Source organism: Eoetvoesiella caeni (genome assembly GCF_003315175.1).
GTDB lineage: Bacteria > Pseudomonadota > Gammaproteobacteria > Burkholderiales > Burkholderiaceae_B > Eoetvoesia > Eoetvoesia caeni.
The window spans coordinates 1-25,739 of the sequence record NZ_QNRQ01000002.1; the positions used below are offsets into that span (position 1 = coordinate 1).

The 25,739-nt window shown below is 59.6% G+C and carries 25 protein-coding genes; 8 read left to right on the forward strand and 17 right to left on the reverse strand.

All coding sequences use genetic code 11. The features are described 5' to 3' along the window. Nucleotides 1-165: 165 nt before the first annotated feature. Nucleotides 166-1,068, reverse strand: a complete 903-nt coding sequence (locus DFR37_RS03655) for a metal ABC transporter permease (protein ID WP_113931895.1) — start codon at nucleotides 1,066-1,068, stop codon at nucleotides 166-168. Continuing rightward, a complete protein-coding gene (locus tag DFR37_RS03660) occupies nucleotides 1,065-1,781 on the reverse strand; it encodes a metal ABC transporter ATP-binding protein (protein WP_113931896.1) in 717 nt (238 codons plus the stop codon). Before DFR37_RS03660 ends, DFR37_RS03655 begins: the two co-directional genes overlap by 4 nt. 296 nt (nucleotides 1,782-2,077) lie before the next feature. Between DFR37_RS03660 and DFR37_RS03665 the strand changes: the two genes are divergently transcribed. The 5 genes from DFR37_RS03665 to hslU all read left to right on the forward strand — a co-directional run bounded on the left by DFR37_RS03665 (nucleotide 2,078) and on the right by hslU (nucleotide 6,518). Further along, entirely contained in the window at nucleotides 2,078-2,551 is a 474-nt protein-coding gene (locus DFR37_RS03665; protein ID WP_113931897.1) for a Fur family transcriptional regulator, read from the forward strand. A gap of 231 nt (nucleotides 2,552-2,782) precedes the next feature. Further along, nucleotides 2,783-3,904, forward strand: coding sequence for a CobW family GTP-binding protein (locus DFR37_RS03670; protein WP_113931898.1), 1,122 nt, complete (start codon nucleotides 2,783-2,785; stop codon nucleotides 3,902-3,904). A gap of 84 nt (nucleotides 3,905-3,988) precedes the next feature. Beyond that, nucleotides 3,989-4,432 (forward strand): RNA polymerase-binding protein DksA, encoded by a 444-nt coding sequence (gene dksA / locus DFR37_RS03675; protein WP_113931899.1) that lies wholly within the window; start codon nucleotides 3,989-3,991, stop codon nucleotides 4,430-4,432. 167 nt (nucleotides 4,433-4,599) lie between these two features. After that, a complete protein-coding gene (gene hslV, locus DFR37_RS03680; RefSeq protein ID WP_113931900.1) occupies nucleotides 4,600-5,133 on the forward strand; it encodes an ATP-dependent protease subunit HslV in 534 nt (177 codons plus the stop codon). Between the two features lie 53 nt (nucleotides 5,134-5,186). Next, nucleotides 5,187-6,518, forward strand: coding sequence for an ATP-dependent protease ATPase subunit HslU (gene hslU, locus DFR37_RS03685; protein WP_113931901.1), 1,332 nt, complete (start codon nucleotides 5,187-5,189; stop codon nucleotides 6,516-6,518). A 101-nt stretch (nucleotides 6,519-6,619) separates the two neighbouring features. Here hslU and DFR37_RS03690 read toward each other — a convergent pair whose 3' ends face one another. From DFR37_RS03690 to DFR37_RS03715, 6 genes are all read right to left on the reverse strand, one after another. Then, nucleotides 6,620-7,759, reverse strand: coding sequence for an ABC transporter substrate-binding protein (locus tag DFR37_RS03690; protein ID WP_113931902.1), 1,140 nt, complete (start codon nucleotides 7,757-7,759; stop codon nucleotides 6,620-6,622). Between the two features lie 107 nt (nucleotides 7,760-7,866). Beyond that, the gene (locus tag DFR37_RS03695) at nucleotides 7,867-9,006 is read right to left on the reverse strand and encodes an ABC transporter substrate-binding protein (protein ID WP_113931903.1); all 1,140 of its coding nucleotides are present in this window, start codon (nucleotides 9,004-9,006) and stop codon (nucleotides 7,867-7,869) included. Nucleotides 9,007-9,038: 32 nt separating this feature from the next. After that, a complete protein-coding gene (locus DFR37_RS03700) occupies nucleotides 9,039-10,274 on the reverse strand; it encodes an acyl-CoA dehydrogenase family protein (RefSeq protein WP_113931904.1) in 1,236 nt (411 codons plus the stop codon). Continuing rightward, nucleotides 10,271-11,872, reverse strand: a complete 1,602-nt coding sequence (locus DFR37_RS03705; RefSeq protein ID WP_113931905.1) for a class I adenylate-forming enzyme family protein — start codon at nucleotides 11,870-11,872, stop codon at nucleotides 10,271-10,273. Before DFR37_RS03705 ends, DFR37_RS03700 begins: the two co-directional genes overlap by 4 nt. Further along, nucleotides 11,869-12,687: a crotonase/enoyl-CoA hydratase family protein gene (locus DFR37_RS03710; protein ID WP_113931906.1), complete on the reverse strand. Its 819-nt coding sequence runs from the start codon at nucleotides 12,685-12,687 to the stop codon at nucleotides 11,869-11,871. Before DFR37_RS03710 ends, DFR37_RS03705 begins: the two co-directional genes overlap by 4 nt. Then, nucleotides 12,665-13,699 carry a 3-hydroxyacyl-CoA dehydrogenase NAD-binding domain-containing protein gene (locus DFR37_RS03715; protein ID WP_113931907.1) on the reverse strand — a complete coding sequence of 345 codons (1,035 nt, stop codon included), beginning with the start codon at nucleotides 13,697-13,699 and terminating at the stop codon, nucleotides 12,665-12,667. Before DFR37_RS03715 ends, DFR37_RS03710 begins: the two co-directional genes overlap by 23 nt. A 113-nt stretch (nucleotides 13,700-13,812) precedes the next feature. On the opposite strand from DFR37_RS03715, the gene DFR37_RS03720 reads away from it, so the two are divergent. Beyond that, entirely contained in the window at nucleotides 13,813-14,745 is a 933-nt protein-coding gene (locus DFR37_RS03720) for a LysR family transcriptional regulator (RefSeq protein WP_113931908.1), read from the forward strand. Between the two features lie 140 nt (nucleotides 14,746-14,885). After that, entirely contained in the window at nucleotides 14,886-15,827 is a 942-nt protein-coding gene (locus DFR37_RS03725) for a helix-turn-helix domain-containing protein (RefSeq protein ID WP_113931909.1), read from the forward strand. Between the two features lie 34 nt (nucleotides 15,828-15,861). Here DFR37_RS03725 and DFR37_RS03730 read toward each other — a convergent pair whose 3' ends face one another. From DFR37_RS03730 to DFR37_RS03740, 3 genes are all read right to left on the reverse strand, one after another. After that, complete coding sequence (locus DFR37_RS03730) at nucleotides 15,862-17,403, reverse strand: FAD-binding oxidoreductase (protein ID WP_113931910.1); 1,542 nt, start codon at nucleotides 17,401-17,403, stop codon at nucleotides 15,862-15,864. 22 nt (nucleotides 17,404-17,425) lie between these two features. Next, on the reverse strand, nucleotides 17,426-18,835 hold the full coding sequence (glcF, locus tag DFR37_RS03735) for a glycolate oxidase subunit GlcF (protein ID WP_113931911.1): 1,410 nt from the start codon (nucleotides 18,833-18,835) through the stop codon (nucleotides 17,426-17,428). A gap of 119 nt (nucleotides 18,836-18,954) precedes the next feature. Then, nucleotides 18,955-19,257, reverse strand: a complete 303-nt coding sequence (locus DFR37_RS03740) for a copper-binding protein (protein WP_113931912.1) — start codon at nucleotides 19,255-19,257, stop codon at nucleotides 18,955-18,957. 62 nt (nucleotides 19,258-19,319) lie between these two features. On the opposite strand from DFR37_RS03740, the gene DFR37_RS03745 reads away from it, so the two are divergent. Then, nucleotides 19,320-19,874: a cob(I)yrinic acid a,c-diamide adenosyltransferase gene (locus DFR37_RS03745; RefSeq protein ID WP_113931913.1), complete on the forward strand. Its 555-nt coding sequence runs from the start codon at nucleotides 19,320-19,322 to the stop codon at nucleotides 19,872-19,874. 62 nt (nucleotides 19,875-19,936) lie between these two features. Here DFR37_RS03745 and DFR37_RS03750 read toward each other — a convergent pair whose 3' ends face one another. From DFR37_RS03750 to DFR37_RS03775, 6 genes are read right to left on the reverse strand one after another with little or no spacing between them, the layout of a single operon-like run. Then, a complete protein-coding gene (locus tag DFR37_RS03750) occupies nucleotides 19,937-21,067 on the reverse strand; it encodes an FAD-dependent monooxygenase (RefSeq protein ID WP_113931914.1) in 1,131 nt (376 codons plus the stop codon). Nucleotides 21,068-21,092: 25 nt separating this feature from the next. Next, nucleotides 21,093-21,833: an ABC transporter ATP-binding protein gene (locus DFR37_RS03755; protein ID WP_170139841.1), complete on the reverse strand. Its 741-nt coding sequence runs from the start codon at nucleotides 21,831-21,833 to the stop codon at nucleotides 21,093-21,095. Next, entirely contained in the window at nucleotides 21,826-22,578 is a 753-nt protein-coding gene (locus DFR37_RS03760; protein ID WP_113931915.1) for an ABC transporter ATP-binding protein, read from the reverse strand. The genes DFR37_RS03755 and DFR37_RS03760 overlap by 8 nt, the downstream gene beginning before the upstream one ends. Then, nucleotides 22,575-23,579 (reverse strand): branched-chain amino acid ABC transporter permease, encoded by a 1,005-nt coding sequence (locus DFR37_RS03765; RefSeq protein ID WP_113931916.1) that lies wholly within the window; start codon nucleotides 23,577-23,579, stop codon nucleotides 22,575-22,577. Before DFR37_RS03765 ends, DFR37_RS03760 begins: the two co-directional genes overlap by 4 nt. Continuing rightward, nucleotides 23,576-24,475: a branched-chain amino acid ABC transporter permease gene (locus DFR37_RS03770; protein WP_113931917.1), complete on the reverse strand. Its 900-nt coding sequence runs from the start codon at nucleotides 24,473-24,475 to the stop codon at nucleotides 23,576-23,578. The genes DFR37_RS03765 and DFR37_RS03770 overlap by 4 nt, the downstream gene beginning before the upstream one ends. A 14-nt stretch (nucleotides 24,476-24,489) precedes the next feature. Further along, nucleotides 24,490-25,665, reverse strand: coding sequence for an ABC transporter substrate-binding protein (locus DFR37_RS03775; protein ID WP_113931918.1), 1,176 nt, complete (start codon nucleotides 25,663-25,665; stop codon nucleotides 24,490-24,492). Nucleotides 25,666-25,739: the final 74 nt, after the last annotated feature.

Below are 25,739 nucleotides of genomic sequence, written 5' to 3' on the forward strand. Positions count from 1 at the left end.
AGCGTGCCATTACAAAATCAAGATCAAAAAAGACCGAAACCCGCGTGAACAGGGTGTTTGATCTCGAACCAGGGGTTCAAACTGTCGAACTCAGGATACCTTGGGGCCTGCTAAACCAAGCCCCTTGAATTTGATGCGCCCGTCGATGAGGCGACTTGAAACCCTCTAGCCGGATTCTGAAATTTTCAGCAAATGCTTGCGCCTGGCCTGCGCCTGCCGCGCAACTTGCAAAAGACCACCATGCGGCCCCAGCACCACAGACAACACATATACCACTCCTGCCGACAAAATGATGGCGGGCGAAGCCGGCACATCGAAGCGATAAGAAATCAGCAAGCCAAAATACGAAGACACCGAGCCGACAATGCCCGCCAGGACCATCTGGTGCGCCGCCGAACGCGCCCAGAAACGGGCTGCCGTCGCCGGCAGCATCATGATGCCCACCACCATCAAAGTTCCCAGCACCTGAAATCCCGCAACCAGCGTCATAACGAGCAGCACCAGGAAAACCATATGGCTGAACGAACCGGCGCCGCGTTCGGCCCGTAAAAAACCGGGGTCCAGGCATTCGACCACCAGCGGCCGGAAAATCAACGCCATGACCACCAGCGTAATGCTTGCGCTAACCGTCACCAGCAGCAAGGAGCCATCATCCAGGCCCAATACTGTTCCGAACAGCACGTGGATCAAATCCATGTTCGAACCGCGCAGCGACACCAGCAAAACCCCCAAGCCCAGGGAAATAAGATAGAACGCGGCAAAACTGGCATCTTCGCGCAACGGCGTCAGCCGCGCCACAAATCCGGCCAGCACCGCCACCACCAATCCGGTAATCATGCCTCCGGCAGTCATCGCGCTAAGCGACAGGCCGGCGGTCAGGAAGCCCACCGCCACGCCCGGCAAAATGGCATGCGCCATGGCGTCGCCCATCAGGCTCATGCGCCGCAAAACCAGGAACACACCCAAAGGGCCGGCGGCAAACGCCAGCGCCAGCGAACCGGCCAGCGCCCGGCGCATGAAGTCGAATTCCAGAAACGGGCCGAACAGCCAGCCTAGCAGCCACGTCATAAATAGTCCCCGGCGCATAAATGGCGCGCAAGATGCAAGTTTTCGGGCGACAGTACCGAAGCCGTCTCGCCCCAGGCCACCACCTGCCCTGCCAGGAGCAGGGTCTGAGGAAAAGCGGTCCGCACCATTTCCAGATCGTGCAGTACCGCAATGACGGTGCGCCCTTCGCTATTCCATGTATGCATCAGCGCCATAAGGTCGTCTGTTGTTGCGCGATCCACCGCGGCGAACGGTTCGTCAAGCAGCAGCACACGGGCATCGTGCAGCAACAGGCGCGCAAACAAGGCCCGCTGCAACTGCCCGCCCGACAAAGTGCCGATAATGCGCGCGCCGAAATCGGCCAGGCCCACGGTTTGCAAAGCATGCAGCACGCGCTCGTGCTCTTCCTTGCGGAAGCGCCGCCAGGCCCCGACCCGGCGCCAGGCGCCCATTGCCACCAAGTCGTAGACGCTGATGGGAAAGCTGCGATCCAGTTCGCCCACCTGCGGCAGGCAGGCGATGTCGCTGCGGGCCTCGTCCGTCAGGCGGATCTGGCCGCGCAAGGGGCTGAGCGTGCCCATCAAGCCTTTGATCAATGTAGACTTGCCGGCCCCGTTGGGCCCCACGACGGCCGTCAGCGACCCGCGCTGGAACTGCCCGGTCACGTCGCGCAATGCAACGCGATCACGCCAGCCTAGCGCTACTTGATCAAGCTCGATAACCGGATGCGACATGCAGTCTTCCTACCACCACCCCATGGCCCAGCCCGTCAGACCCCACAAGCATGCTACCGCCACCAACGCCCGGCCCATACGCTGAAAACATGAGGCCAGCAGAATGGAGCCCCGGTAGGGGCGCGTTGCGCGAGAAATCGGGAACAAACGGGCCATAAAAAAGGGAGACTATGCCTGGGATTGGAGATGCAAATGAGTTATGTTATAACATAACCAACATTCATCTTTGAGCCGCGGGTCCGTATTTCGCCATAAAAACCAGTACTTTTTACGGATATGGCCCAGCTAAATCCGATATGACCCACCACCATGCTTCTATCGCCGAACAGCTCAAGACCGCTGAACAGCTGTGCCTGCAGCGCGGCAAGCGCCTGACGCCCACGCGGCGCAAGGTGCTGGAAATACTGCTGCAGCAAAAACGCAGCGTCAAGGCCTACGAACTGCTGGACGAGATCCGGCGCGTCCAGCCCGGCGCGGCGCCGCCTACCGTTTACCGCGCGCTGGACTTCCTGATCGAAGAAGGGCTTATCCATCGCCTGGACGCGGTCAACGCCTGGTCGGCCTGCATGGACGCCGGCGGCGAACCGCACGACCTTCTGATCATCTGCACGCAATGCGGGGCGGTGGCCGAATTCAGCGACCCCGACCTTAGCCGGCGCCTGGCCAAAAAAGTAGCCAGCGCGGGGTTCGTCCTGGCCAACCACGAAACCGAACTGCGCGCGCTGTGCGGCAAATGTTACCAGCAGGCCCAGCCCCAACACGCCCATTAAACTCTTCCGACATGACAATCAATTAACTTTCCACCCCCTGCTGCGGGCAAGCCACCGACCACGCCATCTTGGTATTTTCCCTTAGAATACAAAGAGAAGCGCCAAAGTTTGCTCTTAAGCGTATGCTGTGCTGTAATCGCACGTTATGTAATTTTCTACGCGGTACAGAATAAAGTAGTCGTCGCTAAATCAGCGCATTGCAATGTTCGTGCCGCGTCAAGCGAGCCCACAATGAATGCCGCCCTTAGTCTCGATAAAATGGTACCCGTCACCGTTCTAACCGGTTTCCTCGGAGCCGGCAAAACCACTCTGCTCAAGCGTATTCTTACCGAATACCATGGCCAGCGCATTGCCGTCATCGAAAACGAATTCGGACCCGAAAGCATCGACACCGAATTGCTGGTGCAGGATTCCGACGAACAGATCGTTGAACTGAGCAATGGCTGCGTCTGCTGCACGGTGCGCGGCGACCTGCAACAAGCGCTCAACGACCTGCGCGCCAAACGCGAATCCGGCGCCATCAAGTTCGAACGCATCGTCCTGGAAACCACCGGCATGGCCAACCCCGGCCCCGTCTGCCAAACCTTTTTCATGGACGACGACGTCGCCCAATACTATCGCCTGGACTCCGTCATTACCGTGGTTGACGCCAAGCACGGCATGGAAACCCTGGACAATCAGGAAGAAGCCCAGAAGCAGGTCGGTTTTGCCGATCGCATCCTGGTCTCCAAGAAAGATCTCGTCAACGAGGCCGACTACGCCGCGCTGCGCTCGCGCCTGGTGCACATCAACCCGCGCGCGCCCATTACGCCGGTGCATTTCGGCGAGACCGAACTGAAATCGCTGCTGGATATCAGCGGCTTCAACCTGAACACCATTCTGGACATCGACCCGGAATTCCTGGCCGACGAACATCCCGACGCCGCGCATAATCACGACCACGGGCACAAGCACGATCACGATCACGATCACGGCCATGAACACCACGGCCACGATCATGAAGGCGAATGCGGCCCCAGCTGCGGCCACCAAGATCACCACCACGCGCACCACAACGACGAAATCGGCGCGTTCGTATTCCGTTCGAACAAACCCTTCGATCCCGAAAGGCTTGAAGACTTCCTGGGCGGCATCCTTCAGGTGTACGGCCCAGACTTGTTGCGCTACAAAGGTATTTTGTATTTAAAAGGCGCCAATCGCCGCATGCTCTTTCAGGGCGTGCACATGATGATGGGCGCCGAACCCGGAAAACCCTGGCTTGCCAGCGAAAAGCCCAATACCAAAATGGTATTTATTGGTCGCAAACTCCCCGAGGATATTTTTACTTCGGGCTTAGAACAGTGTCTGGCCTGAGCACATAAACATACAGCGCACACGGTAGTCGCCGCGTGCGCCGCTCGGAGCCGGAACAACAGGTTTATTGAAAGGGGTAACACCATGGCCACCAAATCAACCGCCGCTAAAGCAGATAGCCACTTGCTGACGGAAAAAGAACTTTTGGCGATGCCTGAGTCCGACTACATGAACGAAGCTCAGTTGGCATTCTTTCGCAATCGCCTCAAGCTGCTCGAGCAAGAAATTCTCAACAACGCCGACACAACTACCGAGAACCTGCGCGAAACCCAATTCGTTCCTGATCCGGCCGACCGTGCCACAATTGAAGAAGAACACGCGCTTGAACTGCGCACCCGCGACCGCGAGCGCAAACTGCTTAAAAAAGTGCAACAGTCCATTAACCTGATCGACTCAGGCGAATACGGCTGGTGCGAAGAAACCGGCGAACCCATAGGCCTGCAGCGCTTGCTGGCCCGTCCCACGGCCACGCTTTCGCTCGAGGCCCAGGAGCGCCGCGAAATGCGCCAGAAGCTGTACGGCGACTAAGCTCGTCGAACATGTATCAAGGCGGGGGCGTACCGGTACGCCCCCGGCCCCCATACACACCTCTGTTTACGTCACAAAATGGGGCGGCCGCCGCTGCCCCATTGCGGTATTCTTCCTCTTGAACTTTCGTGATCCGGCCCCACCTAAGTTGTTCAAAGGAAGAATCCATGGAACAATTTCACGCCACCACCATCATTAGCGTTCGCCGCGGCGACGAGGTCGCCATCGGCGGCGACGGCCAGGTAACCCTGGGCAATATCGTGTTCAAGGGCACAGCGCGCAAAATCCGCCGCCTGTACCATGACAAAATCCTGGCCGGGTTCGCCGGCGCCACCGCCGACGCCTTCACCCTGCAAGAACGCTTCGAGGCCAAGCTCGAAAAACACCAGGGCCACCTTATGCGCGCCGCGGTCGAGCTTACCAAAGACTGGCGCACCGACCGCGTCCTGCGCCGGCTCGAAGCCATGCTTATCGTGGCCGACAAGCAGCATTCTCTTATTCTTAGCGGCAACGGCGACGTCCTGGAACCCGAACACGGCATTGCCGCCATCGGGTCGGGCGGCGCCTATGCCCAATCGGCTGCGCTGGCCCTGTTGCACAACACTGAATTGTCCGCCGCCGAAATCGTCAAGAAGTCGCTCGAGATCGCGGGCGACCTGTGCATCTACACCAACCAGAACCACATCGTCGAAACGCTGTAAACGCGTTGACTGCCACGCCGCAATAACGGCGCGGCCCACCCGGATATCCGCTCATGTCTGCTAGCAATATGACCCCCGGAGAAATCGTCTCCGAACTCGACAAAAACATCGTCGGGCAAAATCGCGCCAAGCGCTCGGTTGCCGTAGCCCTGCGCAACCGCTGGCGCCGCCAGCAGGTGGCCCAGCCCCTGCGCAACGAGATCGTGCCCAAGAACATCCTGATGATAGGGCCTACCGGAGTCGGCAAGACCGAAATCGCGCGACGCCTGGCCAAGCTGGCCAACGCGCCCTTCATCAAGGTCGAAGCCACCAAGTTCACCGAAGTGGGCTATGTCGGCCGCGACGTCGACACCATCATCCGCGACCTGGTCGAAATCTCCATCAAGCAAACCCGCGAAGTCGAAATGCGCCGCGTGCGCAGCCAGGCCGAGGACGCTGCCGAAGACCGCATTCTGGACGTTCTGGTCTCGCCCGCCCGCAACGCCCAGGGCGAGCCCGTGCGCGAAGAAAATTCCGCACGGCAAACTTTTCGCAAGCGCCTGCGCGAAGGCCAGATCGACGACCTTGAAATCGAAATCGATGTCGCCCAGCCCGCGCCGCAAATGGAAATCATGGCGCCACCCGGCATGGAAGAAATGACCGAACAGCTCAAGGGCATGTTCGCCGGGCTGGGCCGAGACAAGCAGAAAAAGCGCAAGATGCCGGTCAAGGAAGCCTTCAAGCTTATTGTCGAAGAAGAGGCCTCGCGCCGCATCAACGACGAAGACCTGCGCACCGTGGCCATCAACAACGCCGAACAGAACGGCATTGTGTTCCTGGACGAAGTCGATAAAATCGCCACCCGCCAAGAACATTCAGGCGGCGATGTCTCGCGCCAGGGCGTGCAGCGCGACCTGCTGCCGCTGGTCGAAGGCACCAGTGTCAACACCAAGTACGGCGTCGTCAAGACCGACCATATCCTGTTTATTGCTTCCGGCGCCTTCCACCTGTCGCGGCCGTCCGACCTGATTCCCGAGCTGCAAGGGCGCTTTCCCATCCGCGTCGAACTCGACTCGCTTACAGCGCAGGACTTCGTACGCATTCTGTGCGACACCGACTCTTCGCTGACCAAGCAATACCGTGCACTGATGGCTACCGAAGACGTCACGCTGGACTTCACCGACGAAGGCGTGCAGCGCCTGGCCGAGCTGGCTTTCAGCGTTAACGAGCGCACCGAAAACATCGGCGCCCGCAGGCTTTATACCGTTATGGAAAAGTTGCTTGAAGACCTGTCCTTCGACGCCACGGCAAGTGGCGGCCAGACCGTAACCATCGACGCCGCCTACGTCAACGACAAGCTGCAGGAAAGCGCCGAAAGCGAAGATCTGGCAAGGTACGTGCTGTAAGGCCAACAAGGCCATGAGCGCCCGCATACGTTGCAGCCGCATCGGACGCGGGCCACCATAGCCAAGACCCCGGATAATGCCCGGGTTCTTGGCTTTTACCTTTACTGCACCACCTTCCACTTTCCGTTTTCGACTTCCACCAATACGCTGGCGCGCTGGTCTACGCCGGTGTGGTCGGTTTTGCTCATGTTGTACACACCATGGGTGCCGACCACGTCTTTGCCGTTCTCCAGCGCTTCGCGCAATGCGGCGCGATATGCGGGTGTGCCGGGCTTGGCTTTTTTGTCTGCGTTGGCCACGGCCTGGTCGGCCAGAAGGTAGGCATCCCAGGAATATGCGGCAAAGGCGTTGCGGCTGCCTTCGCCGTATTTGCCTTCATAGGCCTTCGTGAATTCCAGCGCCACTTTCTTGATGGGATTGGTGTCGGGCAATTGCTCGGCCACCATCACAGGCCCGGTAGGCGCGTATGCGCCTTCCAGCGCCTTGCCGCCCACGCGCAGGAAGTCTTTGTTGATGACGCCGTGGTTGTGGTAAATGGGGCCCTTGTAGCCGCGCTCGCGCAATGCCACTTGGGGCAATGCACCGGGAGTTCCCGAGCCGCCCAGCACAACGGCGTCCGGCTTTGCTGCGATAAGCTTCAGCACCTGGCCCGACACGCTGGTATCCAGCCGGCCGTAACGCTCCGAAGCCACCAGCTTGATATCGGTGGGTTCGATGTTATGTTTCAGGCCCGACAGCACCAGCTCGCCCCATGAATCTGAAAAGCCAAGGAAAGCAACAGTCTTGACGCCATGCTTTTTCATGTTGTCCACCACCGCGCCCATCATGATGTTGATGGGCTGGGGCACGGAAAACGACCATGGGTTCTTTTCCGGGGTAATGGGAGTGGGCGATAGCGATATCTGCGGCGTTTTCAATTCGGCCGCTATCTCGGCAACGGCAATGGCGGTGGGCACGCTGCTTGAGCCGATGATCAGGTCCACCTTGTCCTGCTCGATAAGCTTGCGGGCCAGCTTGACCGCAGTCGTGGTGTCCGTGGCGTCGTCGACAATAATGTAGCGCACCGGTTCGCCGCCCAAAGTAGCGGGCACCACGCCGAACGTGTTCTTGTATGGAATGCCCAACGACGCACCCGGCCCAGTCGCACCGGTAATAATGCCCACGGTCACATCGGCCTGCGCCGCCACCGGCAAGATTGCGGCTACTGCCAGCGCCAGCAAGTGTTTGTTCAGTGTTTTCATTCATGTCTCCATTGTCGTTATCAAAAAAATCGAAAGTGCTGTAGCGGCACCTTCTATGCGCCGCCAGGCTTGCTTGTGCATGAACCGCAAAGCCCGGCGCCCTTTGCTTATTTCACCAATTTCCACTGGCCATTTTCGATCTGCACCAGCACGCTGGATCGATCATCCACACCGGTATGGTCGGTCTTGCTCATGTTGTAGACGGCATGCGTGCCCACCACTTCCTTGCCGCTTTCAAGCGCATCGCGCAATGCGGCACGAAACTCGGTGGTGCCGGGCTTGGCTTTTTTGATTGCGCTGGCAACCGCCTGATCGGCCAACAAGTAAGCGTCCCACGAATAGGCCGAGAACGCGTTGCGCGAGCCCTTGCCGTACGCCCCTTCATAGGCCTTGGTGAAATCCATTGCCACTTTCTTGATGGGATTGCTGTCGGGCAATTGCTCTGCAACCATGACCGGCCCGGTAACCGCGTACGCCCCTTCCACCGTTTTTCCTCCTACCCGCAGGAAGTCATTGTTGATGATGGCGGGGTTATTGTAGATAGGGCCTTTATAGCCGCGCTCACGCAGGGTGGCATGGGGCAAGGCTGCAGGGGTGCCCGAGCCGCCCAGCAAAATTGCGTCGGGCTTGGCGGCTATCAGCCTTAGTACCTGGCCCACCACGCTAGTATCGTTTCGCGCGTAGCGTTCGTTGGCGACGACTTTAAGATCCGTCCCTTTGGCGTTGTGATTAAAGCCCCCCAGCACCAAGTCGCCCCACGAATCCGAAAAGCCCAGGTAGGCTACCGTCTTGACGCCGTGTTCACGCATATTCTCGACTACCGGCTTCATGGCAATGCCCATGGGCTGCGGCACGGAAAACGCCCAAGGATTTTTTTCAGCCGTAACAGGCGTGGGCGACAAAGCTATTTGCGGAACCTTAAGCTCCTGCGCCACTTCAGAAACCGCAATGCAGGTGGGCACGCTGCTGGACCCGATGATCAAATCCACCTTGTCCTGATCTATAAGCTTGCGGGCTTGCTTGATCGCCATCGTGGTGTCGGTGCCGTCATCCAAAATGACATACTGCACCGGCTCGCCACCCAAGGTTTTGGGCATGACGGTAAACGCATTCCTGTATGGGATGCCCAGCGAAGCGCCCGGGCCCGTGGCACCGACGATCACGCCCACTTTAATATCGGCGCGGGCAGCCAAAGGCAATGCCGCGGCAACGGCCAGGACCGCCAAATATTTGTTCATTTTTTTCATTTATGTCTCCACCTTTTTTTATCGAGAAAGAATCAAAAGCCCAACTGGCGGGCCACTATCAATCGCATGATGTCGCTCGTGCCGCCCCCTACCAACGGAAAATAGGAATCGCGTAAAAACCTTTGCACCGGGTATTCGTTCATCAGCCCATAGCCGCCGAAAATCGACATGGCCTTTTGGCAGACCTCGTTGCAGCCATCGCCCGCAACAATCTTGGACAGCGCCGCTTCGGTAGTAATTGGGCGTCCCTCGTCGGCCAGGGCGGCGGCATGATACGTGTACAGCCTGGCCTGTTCCAGCAGGGCCAGCATGTCCACCAGCTTGAATTGCACCGCCTGGAACTTGCCGATGGCCTGCCCGAACTGCGACCGTTCCTTGGCGTACCGAAGCGCCGCGTCGTATGCCGCACGGCCATTGCCCAGGGCCAGAGCGGCCGTGAATATACGGTCTACCGTCAGCGCCTTGTAGGCGTTCAGGAAGCCGCCCGATCCACCATTGTCCAGATGATGGTCATCGGGAACGAATACGTTTTCAAAAACCAGCTCGGCCGTATCCGAGCTATGCACGGAAAATTTGTCCAGGCGGCGGCCCACCGAAAAACCGGGGGTCGAGGTGTCCACCACAAACAGGGCCAGGCCTTTCAGTCCCTTGCTTGGGTCTGTGGTGGCCACAACGGTAATGAAGTCCGCCACCGTGCCGTTGCTGGTGAAAATCTTGGTGCCATTGAGAATATGGCCGCCTTCGACCTTGGTGGCCTTGGTGCGAAGCGAGGCCACATCCGAACCGGAGTTGGGTTCGGTAATGGCGAAGGCGCCGATTTTCTCGCCCCTTAGCGCAGGCGCAAGATACTTTTCGTGCAGCGCCTGGCCGCCCCATTGGAAAATTGTGTGCGTGGCCGTGGAGCCTTGCATGCATACCCCGGCGGCAAAACCCAGCGAACCCCGGGCCAGCTCTTCGCACAGCACGGTAAAGCAGGTATAGGGATAGGCAAGGCCGCTGCCGCCGGCGCTTTCGGGATACATGGCGCCGTAATAGCCCAGTTCGCCCAGCTCGGTAAACAACTCGTGCGAGAACTCGCCCTTTTCATCGGTGGCTTGGGCTTGCGGTATCAAGCGTTCGTCCACCCAGCGCGCAATATGGCCGCGAAACTCCTCGGCCTCGGCCCGCATTTCGTCGGTATTGAATGGCACTGGCGCCGATGAAGATGCCAGCATGGCGCCATTTGCATGGCCCGCGCCGCCCATAGGCGAAAAGACTGCCGTTTTCATAGTTCACTTGCTCCGTATTTCTTGCGCAGCTCTTTGCGCAACACCTTGCCCGCGCCGCTTTTGGGCAAGTCGGTTGTAAAGAAAATATCCTTTGGGCATTTATACGCGGCCAAATGGCTTCGAATGCGCTGCATCAATGCCTGTTCATCGGCTTCGAACCCCGGCCGCAGCACGACCGCGGCCACCACCCGCTCGACCCACCGCGGGTCGGCCACGCCGAACACAGCCGCCTCAAGCACAGCCGGATCCTGATAGAAGCAGGCCTCGACTTCGCTGGGGTAGACGTTTTCGCCGCCGGTCACCACCATGTCGTTCTTGCGGTCAACCAGGTACAAATAGCCCTCGCCGTCCAGATAGCCCAGGTCTCCGGTGTCCAGCCAACCGTCCTGCAATACCTTTGCGGTTGCATCGGCGTCATGCCAGTAGCCTGCCATCACTCCGGGGCAGTACGACGAAATGGCGCCAATCTCGCCGACGCCCAACTCAGTGCCCGCATCGTCCACGATCCGCACCCGGCGCTCTTTCAAGACGCGTCCGCAAGAAGAAAGCAAATGCTCGCCGGCCGGTTTACTGGCCCGCAGGTGGTCGGCGACCGACAGCACCGTTACCATGCCCGCCTCGGTCGAGCCATAGCTTTGCACAAACCCGCTGCGCGAAAAACATTGCATGGCGCGACGCAGCAGCTCGGCCGGCATGGACGACGCTGCGTAAAAGATCAAGCGCAAATGGCTTAAATCTGCCGTAGCCGCAAGAGGATGGTTCAGCATGGCGTTGATCATCGTAGGCACGACATGCACGTTCGTAACCTTGCGAGCCTGCAGTTCGCGCAACAAGGCGCCCGGCTCGAATTCCGCCATCAATAGCGTGGTGCAGCCCGCCGCAAAGCATGGGAAGAGGTGATACCACATACCGCCCACATGAAACAGCGGCAGCACCGCCAGCGAATAATCGTCTTCGGTCAATGCCATCACATCCGTTGCGCTGGCATTGCAGTTGTCCAGCAGGCCGCGATGCGTCAGCGTAACGCCCTTGGGCGCGCCCGTCGTGCCGCTGGTATACACCAGGCACAGGGCATCGCCCGGGGCAACAAGCGCTTCGGGTTCGTCGTCCGCTGCCTGGCGCAGCAAGTCTTCGTAGCCGGTCCATCCCGAGCCTTCTGAACCCGGGACATCTTCGCGGCCCGCCCCTTCCGGCCCCAGCAATACAAAGTGCCGCAAGTCCGGCAACAAAGAACGCAGGCGCTCGGCCACTTCTTTATAGGCCTCGTCAACTATCAGAACTTGCGGCGCGCTATGCGCGAGAAGCTTGACCAGTTCTGCCTCGGCCAGGCGCCAGTTAAGCGGCACCGCCACCAGCCCCGCCTTGGCAACGCCGAACACTTCGACATACTCGAGCCGATTGCGCGACAGCACGGCAACCCTGTCGCCCTTGCGCAAACCCCATTGGCCCAGCGCCGAACACAAGCGGTTGACCCGGCTATTGAACTGCCCGAACGTTACCGATGCGCCGCCCGCCGTTTCAAACGCCGGCTTGTCGGGGCGATGCCTGGCGTGAAAACGCAATACATCGCCCAAGGTAGCGCAAGACAGCGCGTTCACGAGCGCTGCACCTTGTTGAGCTTGCGCTCCAGGAAGTCGCGCAAGCGCTGCTTGGCTTCTTCGTCGCCCTGCGCCACGCCAACCATCAGCATTTCAGTGAACAGGCCCGCTTGCGGGTCTTGTTCCACTATGCGCGGTATGGCCTGGATGACCGAAAAGTTGGCCAGGGGCGCATTGCCCGCAATTTTCTTCGCCACTTCTATGCCCTTGGCCAGGCCCTCTCCGGGTTCGACCAAATACTGGGAAAGGCGCAACAGCGCGTGCGCTTCTTGGGCATCGTAAGTGCGCCCCGACAGCATCATGTCGATAACCGTGGCCGCGCCGATCAGTCGCGGCAGGCGCACAGAACCGCCCGATCCCAGGAATATGCCTCGGGTACCTTCGGGCAATGCGTAGTACGCCGACTTCTCGGCAATCCGGATATGGGTGGCGGCGGCCAGCTCCAGGCCCGCCCCAATGACTGCCCCGTGCAGCACGGAAATAACCGGCACTTTGCAGAACTGGATGGTATCGTTCAAACGCTGGCCGATAACCGAGGTTTCAAAGCTTTCTACAGTGTTGGTTTCCTTGAGCTCGTTCAAGTCCAGCCCCGCGCAGAAGTTGTCGCCCGCGCCATGCACCACCACGCCCTGCACAGACGCTGGGATGGTGGAAAAAAACATCTGCAATCCCAGCACCAGCTCGTCGCTAAGGGCATTGCGCTTGGCAACCCGGTTCAGTGTCAGCACGGCAATCTTCCCGTCCAAAGCCACGCCAAGGCATGACGGCAACGCCACTGGCCAAACCCCGTCTTTACCTTCCTGCACTTGCACCATAATCTTGTGTCTCCTGTTCTTTGTTGGGGGATCCGTGCGGCGCCAGGCGCTCGACACTGCGCTGCAAATCCAGCAAACCCACCAGCGCCTCGTCGCGCCAATGGACCCAGTCCTCAACCGGCTGTCCGCTTGAAACTTCGGCCGCCGCCATAGCCAATCGCTCCTGAACCTGCGGGGTCAGCTGCGGCTGCGTCATCGGCGTCCACCATTCTTCTATTGCCTTGCCTGCATGGGCCAGGATTCCCTGCATACCGCCATTGCCGCCCGCCAGATGCAAAGTCAGCAAGCTGCCCATCAGCGTCCAGCGCGGGCCCAGGCCATAGCGCACGGCGGCATCGATGTCCTGGGCGCTGGCTATGCCTTCGATCAGGCAAGCCACCGCTTCGCGCACCAGTGCAAACTGCAGGCGGTTCGTCATATGCCCTTTGGCCTCGGCATTAAGCCGGATAGGCTGCTTGCCCAGGCGGCGCGCAAAAGCCATGGCCCACTCGATGACCTCGGGTTTCGTATGCTTGCCGCCCACCACTTCCACCAACGGTATCAGGTGCGAGGGGTTGAACGGATGCAAAACCACCAGGCGCTCGGGGTTGGCGCAAGACGCCTGCATGGCCGAAGGCGTAATTCCTCCGGTACTGGACAATATGATTTTCTCTGGGGTCGCCGCGGCGTCGATTTCGGCCAGCACCCGGGCTTTCAGTTCGGGCTTTTCAGGGATGTTCTCTTGAACCGCGTCCGCTGCGCGGGCCGCTTCCGCCGCCGTCGCGACAAAACGCAGGCGCGCCAAAGGCGGCTGGGGCGTGCCTGCCTGCCCCAGGGCCACCAGTGCGGGCCAGGCATCCGCAATAAACCGGCGCGCACGCGGCTCGGCATCCGGCCCCGGATCGTGGGCCACCACGTCAAGTCCATGCGCCAGAAACAATGCGGCCCAGCTGGCGCCCACCGAGCCGGTGCCGATTACGGCCACGCTGCGTATGTCGCCAGGGCTTGTATATGTATACGATTTGGAATTCATGCCAATCAGCCTATGCCTTTACGTCCGATTCCAGCTAGTTTAGGCAGCGGCCGATTATCTGAATAATGCTATTGACTTATACTTGTTAACCAAATTATGGATAAAGGCCGGCCATGGACTCACGCCTGCTGGAATATTATTTGCGCGTCGCCGAATTGGGCAGCATCAACCGCGCCGCCACCGACCTGGGGCTGTCGCAGCCGGCCCTATCGCGCCACATTGCCTCGCTAGAGCACGAAATGCAGGCCCAGTTGTTCGTCCGCTCGCAAGGCGGCGTGCGCCTGACCGACGCAGGCAGGCTGCTTGCCGACCGCAGCCGCCCCCTGCTGCGCCAGTTCGCCATCCTGAAAGAGCAAGTCGGCGAACGCGCCGCCGGGCAGCTTTCGGTGGGCATCCCGCCCTCGTGGCACCAGGCGCTTACCTCCGCCTTTGTGGCCAGACTGCTGGACGAGTACCCGGGAATTATGCTGCGCATGTACGAAGGCGTCAGCAACCTGCTGCGCGAACACCTGCTTGCCGGACTGCTGGACTTATGCATCGTGCCCTTCGACCAGACGCCGGCCACCGGCTACAAACAAACTCCCTTGCTGCGCGAACCTTTGGTACTGGTCGGCCATGCGGAATCCGGCCTCGCGTGCGACGAGCCCGTATCGGTCACGCACCTGGACGGACTGAAGCTTATTCTGCCCGCCCGGCCGAACATGCTGCGCACCCAAATAGAAAACGCGCTCAACCGCAAATCCATGACCTTTCGTACCATTGTCGAGACCGACACGCTGCGGCTATGCCTTGAGCTGGCCGGACGCAGCTCCGGCTACACCGTGGTCCCGGCCTGCGCGCTGCAAGGACATGGCCTGGGCGACTCCATTCAATGGGCGCCGATCAAGGGCATGTATTTGACATGGGCGCTGTACGAGAACGAAGCGCGCGCCCATTCCCAGGCCGTGCTGGAAGGACGCCGCCTGCTGCTTTCCACCCTGGCCGAAAGCCTTAAATCGGGCTCGTGGTACGGCGCGGAGCATGTCGGTACTTCGCTGCAAAGATAAATCGGGCACAGGCGGACAGGACAGCGAAACCCCCCTGTATTGCCGCATTGACACCCTGCTTCAGGAGGGTCTAACCTTGCGCAAGAGACAGACATTATTCTTACGTTCGCCGTACCCGCCAATCGAGGCCAGAATCCGCCATGAAAATGATTGTGATGTCCACGGATATCCAGCCGAAGCCGGACAGCAAAAGCGACTGGCTGGACGCCATCTGCAAAATGATCCACAACGTCCAGGTCGACAATCTGTCGTCCCGCAATTTTGCGGCCAAGATTTCCGGCCGCCGGTATGGCGACGTAAGCTGCGCCTCGTTCTGGAGCAAGCCTCATGACGTTTCTTGCAGCCGCGAACAGCTAAGCAATGCGGGGGCGGGCGGGTATTTGCTTAGTTGGCAAATGTCGGGGGAAGCCCATATCGAACAGGGCAAAGCCCGGATACGGCTTGCGCCCGGAGGAATTGCCATTGTGGACGGGCGCCAGCCCATGCATGTCGCCTTCCCCACCGAAGTACGCCGTATTGTCGCAAGGCTTCCCGCCCGCGCCCTGGAAGAGCGCCTGCCCGGCTTTTTGCGGTTGCCCACGATGGCATTTACGCCAACAGGCCCTTTGGCCGAGATCCTGTTTTCTTACCTTATGCAGCTCTCGGGCGAAGACTCTGCGCTTGAACCCAAGGACATGGAGCTTATTGCGGAAAACATCTGCAACCTGCTCAAGATTGCGGCGGGGCACGCGGGCCTGGACTGCATCGACTCGAAAAGCCTGAAGCAGCAGTTGATAACCCGCTATATGCGCCAAAAAGCCTGCGACCCAGGCTTGACTCTCGATGCCGTGGCCGGCCATGTGAATATGTCGCGCCGTACAGTGCAAAAGATACTGCAAGAAATGAACAGCAGCTTCACCGAATTCATTACCGAAGAGCGGCTGGTTTCCGCCGCAAAAAAGCTGAGCCTGTCTGCTGAAGTGCCTATCTCCGATGTCGCATACAACAGCGGGTTCAGCGACATCTCGCACTTCAACCACTTGTTCAAGCGCCGCTTCAGCATGACGCCCTCCGACTACAGAAACAGCCAGCCATTGCAATAAAGCCGGGCTCGTCGCCATGAGCAGCACGTTTCTCCTACTTGGCACCGTTCCCGTCAACAGCACGGATGCCGTATTTCCCCGGGCTTAGCACACCGTTGGGGTCCAGGGCCTTCTTGATCTGGCCATAAGCCTCCTGCAAGGCAGGCATGGCCATTTCCATATGCAGATCGTAGTAATCCACAGGCGCCCGGCCCACGCCCACGCCGCGCTTGGCAAATTCGACAGTCAGTTCACGATAGCAAGCATCGGCGCGCGCATTTTCGTCGGCATCGTCCTTGTTCCAGACCATGACATGCAGGCCGCGCGCGAACCGGGCCGAGGCGACGTGCATGATGATGTAGTCCATGCCATGCTTGGCATAAATGCCCCGGCCCAGCCTGTCCAGTTCCAGAGCCTGTTTCCCGACCATGGGCGTGCCCGGCAAGAACCATGAGTTGCCGCTACCCGGGCGCCATTGCAGCATGCCCAGCTCGCTGGAGCTTGGCCGGCCGTTCATGGCGTCGATGGCAATGTGCAGCGCGGGAATACTCAATGCCTCGTCGTGGCTGATGTACTTGGCCTTGCCGCTGCGTTCGAAATGGGCTCTTACCCGTTCGATAAGCGGCTCGATGGCCGCGTCGGTGCCACCGTAGAACATGCCTGAAACCTGCCATGCGCCCAGCCCGTGCTTCTTTTGCAGGGCCTGGCGCGCGGAAGCCGAAAAACTTGCTTTGCTGCCCGCAAGGTATTCTGTGTTTTGCTCGTCGGGCGCCATGGCGTACAGGTCATTGCTGATGCGGAACAGCGAAGGCACAAAGTTCGACAGCTTCATCGGGCGGCATAAATCGATGATCTGCTCGATATCGTCGTCGTCCGGAAACGTAAAATGAAACGAACGCGCCACCGGCGGGCGCGGCATAAGCCATATCCCAACCCGGGTCACTATGCCGTAGTTGGACTGGCAAAACAGGCCGTCCAAAGCAGGCCCGAACGAGTACTTCGAAACATGCCAGTTGGTCAGGTGTTCGCTGTTGAGGCTGCCGTCGCCGGTGCGGATAATGTCGCCGTTGCCCAGCACCACCTCCATGCCGCAAAGCATGCCGAAATGGTCAAAGTACGGGCCATAGCCGGCGCCGCGGTCCATGGCATTGCCAAGAATACCGCCATGCGGCGGCCCCGACGTGGCCGAGACCATAAGCTTGTCGCCGCGCCGGGCCAGCTCATCATGCAGCATCTGGAAGCTGACACCGGGCTCCAGTTCCGCATAGCAAGTCTCTTCATTGACTTCCAGGATGCGGTTCATCCTGTAACCAAGGTCCAGCACAACCTGGCCGGCCTTGGTCGGCGCGCGCGACCCCAGGCCTATATTGTTGCCCGTGCTGATCGGGTAAAGTTCGACTCCATACTGATTGGCCGCCTTGACGATGCTTTGAACCTGGGTCGTCGATTCTGGAAACAGCACGGCGGACGGCGCGCGCGGCTGGTCCGGCAGCGTATGTTCGCCATAGCGCGCCAAGGTTTCGGGGCGTACATCCACCCATTCCGAACCGATGGCCTCGGATACGGACTTCAAGAATGCTTGCAGGTTCTCGTTCATGTCTCTTCCTTATCAGTTGCTATTACCAAACGCCGACATTGCTGTCACCGGCGTCCTTATTGTTCACGATGTGGATGGTCTGTTCTGTCCGGCTATCCGCTTGCACCTCGAACGCTTCGGGCGCAATCTCCTCTAACGAAAGGTTTTGCAAGGCAGGCGGCAATGGCCCGCCATAGGCCCAGTCCAGCAGTTCAACCGTGTGCAGGATGGGCACCCCGCTATAGATGCCAATTTGCGTAATGCAGCCGATATTGCCGGCTGCTACGAGTTGCGGGCCCGTACTGGCAATATTCATGGCCTTGCGCTGTCCCAGTTGCCGCGCCATGGCTGGCTGCAACAAGTTATAGGTGCCCGCCGACCCGCAACAGAAATGCGCTTCGGGTATGTCGGCAACCTGAAAGCCCGCGCGGCGCAGCAAGGCGCGCGGCTGGCTCGTGACCTTTTGCGCATTTCTTAGCGAACAGGCGTCGTGGTAGGCAAGCCTGTAGCGCCGGGGCGTTTCAGGCTCGGGCAAATCCATTTTTGCCAGCCATTCGCAAATATCCATGGCCAGTCCGGCCACACGCGCCGCGGGCTCTGCCATGGCGGCATCGTCGCGCAGCAAGTGGCCGTAATCCTTGACCGTCGTGCCGCAGCCCGAAGCATTGACCAGAATGGCGTCCAGGCCATTGTCGTCTAGTTCCCGCGTCCAGGCCCGCACATTCTGCCTGGCAAATTCTTGCGCGGCGGCGTGCTTGCCCATGTGCAGAGTCAAAGAGCCGCAACAGACGCTGGACCTGGGAACAACCACTTCGCAACCGAAGCGGGTCAGCATGCGAATAGTGGCGGCGTTGATGTGCGGCGAGAGCACAGGCTGGACGCAACCGGCCAGCAGTGCAACCCGCCATCGCTTCACGCCCTGCGCCGGATAAACCAGCTCATTCAGCGCGCCCATGTCCGTTTGCGTTGCCTTCTTGGGAATGATCTGCACGGCATGCCGCAATGATGGCGGAACCAGATGTTCCAGGCGTGCGGCCAGGCGGCCCAGGGCAAGCGCCGGCTTGAACAGCGCCGGCCGCGGCAGCACATAGGCCAACGCGTTCCGAACCAGACGGTCGCGCCATGGGCGCTTGTAATGTTCTTCTATATGCGCCCGCCCAATATCGACCAGATGCATGTAGTCCACATTCACAGCGCAAGTCGTCATGCACGACATGCACGACAGGCACCCGTCTATATGCGCCACCGTCTGGGCCGAAGGCGCCTCTTCGCTTTCCAGCATTTCCTTGATCAGGTCGATGCGCCCGCGCGGGCCGTCATTTTCGTTGTGCAAAATGACGTAGGTGGGGCAGCCGGACGTGCAAAAGCCAAAATGCTGGCACGTCTTGAGGATCTTGTCCGCTTCAGCCACCTGCGGGTCGGCAAGCTGGACTTCTGAAAAATTGGTCTTCATGGATGAGGCATTCACGCTGCGAGGATGAGCTCATTGTCGTGAATGCCCCTGCCATGGTCTTGGCCGAACGCGCACAAAGCTTGGCGTGATACGCAAGCCTTGCATGAAACGGCGCCCCGCTATTTCTTGATTTCTGTCACCACGTACTTGTCGCCTTCACGCTTGGCGGTAAAGGTGATCTTGTCGCCCGGCTTGATGTCCTTGAGCAGGTCGGGGTCGGAACGGTAGACCAGCGTCATTGCCGGCAATTGCAGGTCGGCAATGGCTCCATGCTTGATAGTGATCTTGCCGGCGGCGGGATCGACGCGGCGCACTTCGCCCGAACTGGACGCCTGTTGGGCAATGGCCATAATGGAATACGCCGAGGTCACGGCCAAGGCCCCAACCAGCGCATACTTCAAATGACGAGCAGATAACGGCATACATTACACTCCTGAATCCAGACTCTTCATTGTAGTTGCTTGCTCCACAGAAGGACCAACCCATGGCGACACGCTTGTCAGTAATTGCAACACGCACCGGCGACAAAGGCAGCACCGGCCTGGGCGACGGCAGCCGCGTCCCAAAAGACGCGCCACGCATTGCCGCCATGGGCGACGTCGACGAATTGAACAGCACGTTGGGCGTGCTGCGCGCCCAGCCCGGCTTGCCGCAAGACATCGACGCCCTGCTGGCACAAGTCCAGCACGATCTGTTCGACCTGGGCGCCGAACTGTGCATACCCGGCCATACCGCATTGAAAACCGAACACGTGGTCTTCCTGGACGCGGCACTGGCCGAACACAACGCCGCCTTGAGTCCGCTGAAAGAGTTCATTTTGCCCGGCGGCACCCAGGCCGCCGCCACGGCCCACATGGCCCGCACCGTATGCCGCCGCGCCGAGCGCTCTGTCATTACCCTGCACCACAGCGAACCGGTCAACGAAGCGCCCCGCCAATACCTGAACCGCCTCTCCGACCTATGCTTCGTCCTGGCCCGCGTCCTGAACAAACGCGCTGGCAGATCGGACGTACTGTGGCAGAACCCGGCCAGCAGATAAAGCAGGTTCCAAAACGCCGATACGCCGGCAAGCCAAGACCCGCCTTGCCGGCAATCACAGGCCTATGCCGCGGTAAGCGCCTCATAGCTGGAAACGAACTCCGGGTCGCGCTGGCGCAGGTCGTCATGGCTGACCCGCCCTGTGCGGCGCATATAGTCGTACGCGAAAGCCACGGGATCCAGCCCCATCTTGTCCTCGATGTTTTCGTACCAATCCAGGCTTTTCGCCGCGGCCTCCTGGAAGTTGGACGACGAAGACCGGCGCAGGCCCTCGAAGTCCGCGAAAGCGGCCTGGACATCGCTGCCATTGCGCGAGAACGCCTCTTGCAAGGCAATGGCGTCCTGCATGGCCATACGCGTTCCCGATCCCAGTGAAAAATGAACGCTGCGCAGGGCATCTCCCAGCAAGATGATATTGCCGTGGCTCCATTTGGCATTGCTGACCACGTTTGCGTTGAACCACAACGAACGATTGGACAATAGGCCATTGCTGCCCAGCTCCGGGGCAAACACCTGTTCACAGTAGCGCCGGCTTTCCTCGTCGGTCATCGTGTCCAGGCCGGCCTTGTGCCAGGTTTCCGGAGCCACCTCTATCAAGAAGGTACTAAGCTCTTTGCTGTACTGATAGCTGTGCGCAATGAACACGCCATGTTCGGTCTGGCGGAAAATAAGCGACACAGGATGGAAAAGCTGATGCGTGCCATACCAGGCAAACTTGTTGCGCCGCGTCTCGATCGTGGGCCGGAAATACTGCGCGAACTGCGTGCGTATGGCGCTGTTGCCGCCGTCGGCCGCCACAATGACATCCGCGCCCCCCAGGCCGGCGATGTCTTCAATGCGTTTGCCAAATTCGAATTCAACCCCGTGGGTCAGGCATTCCTGCTGCAGGGTGCCCAGCAAATCTATGCGCGAAGCGCGTGAAAAATGGTTGTTTTTCAATTGCACATGGACGCCTTTGTGCACCACCTCCATGTAGTTGCAGCGTTCATGATTGGCAATGAACTTGGCGTAGAAGGAAGCATCGGCCTTTTCCAGAAAACTCAAGGCCACATCCGAAAACACCACGCCCCATCCATATGTCGCATCCGCGGCGTTTTGTTCGTATATCCGTATTTGGTGGCTGGGGTCGTGCTTTTTCATCAACAACGAAAAATACATCCCCGCGGGACCGCCGCCGACAACTGCTATTTTCATGGCTACACCTTTATTTCAGACCGATTCATATACCAACATAACGTTTGGCAAGCTGTGCATCAGCAAGCAGTGCGGTCGAATCGCCCTGCCATGCAATACATCCTTTTTCAATCATGTAATGGCGGTCGGCCAGCCTGGCCAGCGCCCGCACGTCTTTATCGACCACCAGAATGGACTGGCCCGTACCCTTGATGGCGGCCAGGGTCTGCCAGATCTCCTGGCGGATCTTCGGGGCCAGGCCTTCGGTGGCCTCGTCCAGGATCAACAGGCGCGGATTGGTCATCAAGGCCCGGCCGATGGTCAGCATTTGCTGCTCTCCGCCCGAAAGCTGCCCACCGCCATTGCGGCGCCTTTCGTGCAAACGCGGGAAAAGCTCGTAAATGCGTTCCAGCGTCCAGGGCTGCGTCGAGCCGCGTCTATTGGATGCCGTTGCCATCAAGTTTTCTTCAACGGAAAGGCTGGGGAAAATGAACCGCCCTTCCGGCACCCATCCCAGGCCTAGCGCCGCTACGCGATGCATGGCCATACCGTTGAGCCGCCTTTCGGCAAAGCTGACCTGGCCGTCTCGTGGCACCAGCATCCCCATGGCGGTACGGATAAGCGTGGTTTTTCCCATGCCATTGCGTCCCATCAATGAGACGACTTCGCCTTTGTTCACCCTTAAAGAAACATCGAACAGCACCTGGCCCAGCCCGTATCCGCTGCACACCTTATCGAACTGCAGCAATACCTCCCGCCCGGTAGCGGCGTCGCCGGCTTCACGCATCATCGTCTCCCAAATAAGCTTGACGCACTTCATCGCTGTTGCGGACGTCATCGGCCGTGCCGCTAAGCACGATTCGCCCCGCCACCAGAACGGAAATCCGGTCGGCCAGTGCAAACACCGCCTCCATGTCGTGCTCGATCAGCAAGATGCCATAGTCCTTCTTCAAGGCCTGCAGCAGACCCACCATATGCTGCGCCTCTACAGGCCCAAGGCCCGCCATCGGCTCGTCCAGCACCAGCACCTTGGGCGCGGCCGCCAACGCCAATGCCAATTCCAGCTGGCGCAGTTGGCCATGCGCCAGCTCGTTGCAAGGCGCATGGCCGCAGCCGCCCAGCCCCACCAGGGCCAATAGCTCGTAGGCCTGTTCCCGCGCCTGCTCGTACTGCGAAGCCGGCTTCCAAAAACGAAAGCTCTGCCCCAGGCTGGCGCGCACCGCAAGCGCCACGTTTTCCTGCGCGGTCATGCTTGAGAATATGCTGGTTATCTGGAAGGACCGCCCCACTCCGCGCTGCGTACGCTGCGGCGGCGCCAAGGAAGTAATGTCGTCGCCTTCCAGGAAGATACGGCCCGAGTCGGGCATCAGTTGCCCCGCAATCTGGCTTATCAATGTGGTTTTCCCGGCGCCATTCGGGCCTATCAAGGCATGCAGTTCGCCTTTGTTCACCGTCAGCGACACGCCGTCGGTGACGACCAGCGCACCATATTTTTTACCCAAAGCCTGTACCTCTAGCAACGGCGCGCTCATGACGGCTCTCCGTTGGCGGCCGGCGCCACATGGGCACTGGCCGCCGGACTTGCGGCGGAGGCCTGCCCCGGCTTCAGCAACAGCCCATAAATACCGTCTTTGAGCAGCAGCACGCGCAAGACCAGCAGCGGGCCAAATACCAGCATCCAGTGCTCGGTCCAGTCCGACAGCACATATTCGAACAACACGAACAAGGCGGCCCCAAGAATCGGGCCCACCAAGGTTCCGAACGAGCCTAGGATTACCATGATCAGCAATTCGCCCGACACCAGCCAGGACACATAGCCCGGCGATACAAAACCGGTAAGGTTGGCCATCAGCGCACCGGCCAGCGCCGCAATGGCGCCGGACACAACGAACATCGCCAGCTTGTAGGGATACGGCTGCACGCCCACTGCCTCCAGCCGGGGTTCGTTATCGCGCACACCCACCGCCACGCGTCCGAACGGCGAAGCAACCAGGCGCTTGCACACATACAGCACCGCCAGCAGCAGGAAGGTGGCGACATAGAACAGGACGGTATGATCCGAAGCGTCCACGCCAGGAAAGAATACGCTGGGCGCCTCCAGCGAAAAGCCGTCGTCTCCGCCATACTGGCGCAGGCTTTGCGCGCCGTAGAACACCATTTGCGAGAACGCCAGCGTAATGAAAATAAAATAAAGGCCATTGCAACGCAAAGAGACGGCGCCAATGCATAGGGCCAGCACCGCGCCGGCCAGCATCGCCAACGGCCACGCCACCCACGCAACATCGACGCCATTGCTGGCCAGAATACCCACGGTATAAGCGCCTACTCCCATAAACGCCGCATGCCCGAAGCTGATCAGGCCCATGTACCCCACCAGCAAGTCCAGGCTTAGCGCCGCCAGGCCGAAAACCACCATGCGGGTCGCAAGCTTGACGTAATAAGGCTCGCCAAGGAACGGCAATAGCAGCAGCAATGCCAGCAAAGCCCATAGAATCCAGGTCCGCTGCAGCGGACGCACCAATTGCCGCGTCATGCTTTTTTCCCCGCTATCGAAAACAGGCCCGCAGGCTTGAAGAACAGCACGAAGGCCATGATGATGTACACCAGCATATTGGCCAGGGTATTGCCCATAGCACCGAACCATTGCGGAGCGAATATCCGCCCAAAGGTGTCCAGCAGCCCTATCATCAGCGAAGCCACCAGCGCACCGCGTATCGATCCAAAGCCGCCAATGCAGACCACCGACAAGGTCAGGATAAGAATGGGGTCGCCGACTGCGGGCTGCATGGAGATCAATGGCCCCGACATCATGCCCGCCAGGCCCGCCAACACCGCGGCCAGGCTGAACACCAGCGTATAAAGCGCCACAACGTTTACCCCCAACCCCGCCACCATCATGCGGTTGTCGGCGCCGGCCCGGACCAGCATCCCGAATCGGGTGCGCGCCACCAGCCACATCAGGACAAGTCCGGCCACAACGGCCACCACCGTAATGGCAAGGCGGTACACCGGGTACGGCACGCCCAGCAAATGCACCTGCCCCGCGAGAAACTGCGGAATAGGCATGAACACGGGCTCGCGGCCCCAGATCACGACCACCAGTTCATTCAAGGTCAGCGTCACGCCAAAAGTCGCCAGCAGCTGGTCAAGGTGCCCGCGCTTGTACAGGGGCCGTATCACCAGGATTTCAAGCACCACTCCCAGCACGGCCGACCCGACCAGCGCGCAGGCAATGGCGACCCAGAACGATCCCGACGCCTGCAGCCCCGCGCTGGCCAAGTACCCGCCCACCATGAACATGGAGCCATGGGCCAGATTGACCAGGCGCATGACCCCGAATATCAAGGTCACGCCAATAGCCATCAGGAACAACAGCATCCCGTATTGCAAGCCATTGAATAGCTGCTCCAGCAGCGTCAAGATCGTCATACAGGCCTCGACCCTTACTTAGACATCGCACAATCTTGCGCGTAGCGGTCAGCTGCGTTCTCCTGGGCCACCCCAAGCAAGCGCAGCGTCAATTCGCCATTCTTGTCGCGTTCGACTTTCTGAACATAGATGTTCTGAATAGGCATGTGGTTGGTATTGAACTTGAAGGCGCCGCGCACGCTGTCGAATTTTGCAGTTGCCAAGGCAGCCCGCAGTTTTGCTTTGTCGACTTTGTCGCCGCCGACGGCACGCAAGGCATGGTCTATCAGCATGACGGCATCGTATTGCGAAGCGGCATAGCTTGAAGGATCGCGCTTGTACTTGGCCTGGAAGTCGGCCACGAACTTCTTGTTGGCTGGATTATCCAGGTCGGCGCTGTAATGGCTGGAGATCACTACGCCTACCGCGTTATCGCCGAACGAAGGCAGGAAAAGCGTATCGACCAGGCCCGCATTGGAATACAGCGGAATAGTCTTGGAAAGGCCGGCCTGCGCATACTGCTTCACAAAGGCGATAGCCGCGCCGCCCGGATAAAAGGCGAACACGCCATCGGGCTTGGCAGCCCGTATTTGCGCCAATTCAGCCGAAAAATCAAGCTGCGCCTGCGGTGTGAAAACCTTGGCCACCGTCTCGCCCTTGAAGCTGCTTTGCGCGCCGCCCACATGGTCCCACCCCGCCTGGTAGTCCATGCCAATGAAGTAGGCGCGCTTGACGCCGTGGTCCGACATATACGTACCCATGCCATTGCTCCATTGGTCGTTCTGGAAGGCCACGCTGTAATAGCCGGGATTGCATTCTTTGCCCGCCAGCGGCGAAGGACCGCCGTTCGACCCGACCAAGGTAACCCCGGCTTTGGAGATAGGCTTGACCATGGCCAGGATCTCGTTGGACGCGGTTCCTCCTGTAATGACGTCCACGCCTTCTTTTTCGATCAGCTTGGAAACTTCCTGCACAGCCGTTCCCGGCACCCCGCGCGAGTCCGAGGTATACAGCTCGACCGGACGGTCGCCCAGCTTTCCGCCAAGGGCTTCAAGCGCAAGATCAAGGCCCCGCTTTTGTTCTGCTCCAAGCACACCCAAAGGGCCGCTCTGCGCCGCGATAAATCCCAGCTTGACCGGTTCAAGCGCATAAGCCTGGGCTGCCCCCAGCGCCGACACCAGCATCAATGTTGCTTTCAGTTTCATGGACATGTTCAGTCTCCTGTTTGTTTTGATTGGGCCTTTGATGGCGCCTTCGGTAAAGCTTGAAAAATGCTGCCACTGAC

Coding starts and splice junctions, on each gene's coding strand:
- DFR37_RS03655 (WP_113931895.1), bottom strand. CDS start 1,068: ATGACGTGGCTGCTAGGCTGGCTGTTCGGCCCGTTTCTGGAATTCGAC.
- DFR37_RS03660 (WP_113931896.1), bottom strand. CDS start 1,781: ATGTCGCATCCGGTTATCGAGCTTGATCAAGTAGCGCTAGGCTGGCGT.
- DFR37_RS03665 (WP_113931897.1), top strand. CDS start 2,078: ATGACCCACCACCATGCTTCTATCGCCGAACAGCTCAAGACCGCTGAA.
- DFR37_RS03670 (WP_113931898.1), top strand. CDS start 2,783: ATGAATGCCGCCCTTAGTCTCGATAAAATGGTACCCGTCACCGTTCTA.
- dksA (WP_113931899.1), top strand. CDS start 3,989: ATGGCCACCAAATCAACCGCCGCTAAAGCAGATAGCCACTTGCTGACG.
- hslV (WP_113931900.1), top strand. CDS start 4,600: ATGGAACAATTTCACGCCACCACCATCATTAGCGTTCGCCGCGGCGAC.
- hslU (WP_113931901.1), top strand. CDS start 5,187: ATGTCTGCTAGCAATATGACCCCCGGAGAAATCGTCTCCGAACTCGAC.
- DFR37_RS03690 (WP_113931902.1), bottom strand. CDS start 7,759: ATGAAAACACTGAACAAACACTTGCTGGCGCTGGCAGTAGCCGCAATC.
- DFR37_RS03695 (WP_113931903.1), bottom strand. CDS start 9,006: ATGAAAAAAATGAACAAATATTTGGCGGTCCTGGCCGTTGCCGCGGCA.
- DFR37_RS03700 (WP_113931904.1), bottom strand. CDS start 10,274: ATGAAAACGGCAGTCTTTTCGCCTATGGGCGGCGCGGGCCATGCAAAT.
- DFR37_RS03710 (WP_113931906.1), bottom strand. CDS start 12,687: ATGGTGCAAGTGCAGGAAGGTAAAGACGGGGTTTGGCCAGTGGCGTTG.
- DFR37_RS03715 (WP_113931907.1), bottom strand. CDS start 13,699: ATGAATTCCAAATCGTATACATATACAAGCCCTGGCGACATACGCAGC.
- DFR37_RS03720 (WP_113931908.1), top strand. CDS start 13,813: ATGGACTCACGCCTGCTGGAATATTATTTGCGCGTCGCCGAATTGGGC.
- DFR37_RS03725 (WP_113931909.1), top strand. CDS start 14,886: ATGAAAATGATTGTGATGTCCACGGATATCCAGCCGAAGCCGGACAGC.
- DFR37_RS03730 (WP_113931910.1), bottom strand. CDS start 17,403: ATGAACGAGAACCTGCAAGCATTCTTGAAGTCCGTATCCGAGGCCATC.
- glcF (WP_113931911.1), bottom strand. CDS start 18,835: ATGAAGACCAATTTTTCAGAAGTCCAGCTTGCCGACCCGCAGGTGGCT.
- DFR37_RS03740 (WP_113931912.1), bottom strand. CDS start 19,257: ATGCCGTTATCTGCTCGTCATTTGAAGTATGCGCTGGTTGGGGCCTTG.
- DFR37_RS03745 (WP_113931913.1), top strand. CDS start 19,320: ATGGCGACACGCTTGTCAGTAATTGCAACACGCACCGGCGACAAAGGC.
- DFR37_RS03750 (WP_113931914.1), bottom strand. CDS start 21,067: ATGAAAATAGCAGTTGTCGGCGGCGGTCCCGCGGGGATGTATTTTTCG.
- DFR37_RS03755 (WP_170139841.1), bottom strand. CDS start 21,833: ATGCGTGAAGCCGGCGACGCCGCTACCGGGCGGGAGGTATTGCTGCAG.
- DFR37_RS03760 (WP_113931915.1), bottom strand. CDS start 22,578: ATGAGCGCGCCGTTGCTAGAGGTACAGGCTTTGGGTAAAAAATATGGT.
- DFR37_RS03765 (WP_113931916.1), bottom strand. CDS start 23,579: ATGACGCGGCAATTGGTGCGTCCGCTGCAGCGGACCTGGATTCTATGG.
- DFR37_RS03770 (WP_113931917.1), bottom strand. CDS start 24,475: ATGACGATCTTGACGCTGCTGGAGCAGCTATTCAATGGCTTGCAATAC.
- DFR37_RS03775 (WP_113931918.1), bottom strand. CDS start 25,665: ATGTCCATGAAACTGAAAGCAACATTGATGCTGGTGTCGGCGCTGGGG.